At 60.2% G+C, this 1,405-nt stretch carries 2 pseudogenes; both read left to right on the top strand.

Annotated features, from left to right (window positions below):
* Nucleotides 1-172, top strand: a pseudogene (locus tag DUT91_RS24950) (IS3 family transposase); the annotation flags it as partial.
* Nucleotides 173-338: 166 nt separating this feature from the next.
* Nucleotides 339-1,290, top strand: a pseudogene (locus DUT91_RS24945) (IS30 family transposase); the annotation flags it as partial.
* Between the last annotated feature and the right edge of the window lie 115 nt (nt 1,291-1,405).

Here is a 1,405-nt window from a genome sequence, read left to right as displayed (position 1 = left end):
TTCCCGGCCGCACTCATCGCTCGGATATCTGACCCCGGCAAGCTATGCCGGAACCATCGCCGCAACCGGCTCCAACGCTGCGCAAGATGAAGGCTACGCGTTTTCGCCGGTTGCTCCCACCGCGCCAGGTGGCGTAATGAAAACCGCCGAGGCTCTAATCGCCGCTGGATGAAAGTTCAGTGGCAGGTCACCGAATGCGGGACTTTCCGTTTTGAGTGATGAGAAGAAGCTTTCCATCGAGGCATTGTCCTAAACATTGCCGGACCAGCTCATCGAGCAGGTGATGCCGTGATCGGCCATGAAGCGCTGGTGTATTGGGCAGATTCAACCGGGTGTTTGTGGCTACAGGAAGACGGAAATCAGAGCGCTCTACGCGGCGTAAATTGTCCTCGCCAGGCCGGCCACCGGTTGCCAGCGTGAGAACTTGTGCCGGTTCTGGCGCGGAGTTGCGGTGGGGCTGTCCAGCGAAGAGGCCGCTACTGAAGCCGGCGTCTCCGGCCCCGTAGGTATCCGGTGGTTTCGGAGTTCAGGCGGAATGCCTCCTACACATCTTTCGCCCTCAGCGGTGCCACTCACGAGCAGAAATCTGACGTTGCGGGAACGCGAGGACATAGCTTTGGAGTGTGCTCGGGGCACTGGAGTGCTGCGATCGCGCGCAAGCTGGGGCGGTCACCTAGCACGATCTCGCGCGAGATTAGGCGTAACTCGGCGACGCGCGGCGGAGACTTCGACTATCGAGCCATTACCGCTCAGTGGCATGCTGATCGAGCAGCACGACGGCCGAAGGCGGGAAAACTGGCAACCAATCCTGTTCTTCGTGACTACATACAGGACCGGCTCGCCGGCCTCATTGCCACTCCCGCAGGCGTCGCCTTCGATGGCCCTGTCGTGGTATGGAAAGGACGGCGGGCTATCCATCGGCAAAGTCGACGCTGGTCCACAGCTTGGAGCTCGGAACAAATTGCGCGGCGCCTGAAATTGGACTTCCCCGAGGACTTGACCATGCGCATCAGCCACGAAGCCATCTATCAGGCGCTTTACATCCAGGGCCGAGGCGCGTTGAAGCGGGAGCTATCTGCCTGTTTGCGCTCCGGGCGAGCGCTGCGTTTACCCCGCGAACGTGCTCGTATCCGTGGCAAGTCCTTCATTGCTGATGCTTTGATGATCAGCGACCGTCCAGCGGAGATCGGCGACAGAGCGGTACCTGGCCACTGGGAGGGTGATCTCATTCTCGGGCTTGGCAGCTCAGCGATCGGCACGCTGGTCGAACCTACGACTCGTGTGTGGATGCCCCCGGTTTGGCAAGAAGATTTTTTGACGGTAGTCCGCGAACGAGGAATTCTATCGGTCGTGTGTCAGGCCTCTTGATGTGGCCTGATTAGCCACGGGCCGGGATGCAGTTCGA

The sequence above is a fragment of the Paramesorhizobium salinisoli genome, assembly GCF_003335045.1.
GTDB lineage: Bacteria > Pseudomonadota > Alphaproteobacteria > Rhizobiales > Rhizobiaceae > Paramesorhizobium > Paramesorhizobium salinisoli.
Note: the sequence above shows the minus strand (reverse complement) of the source record. Positions and strands in the feature narration are given on the sequence as shown.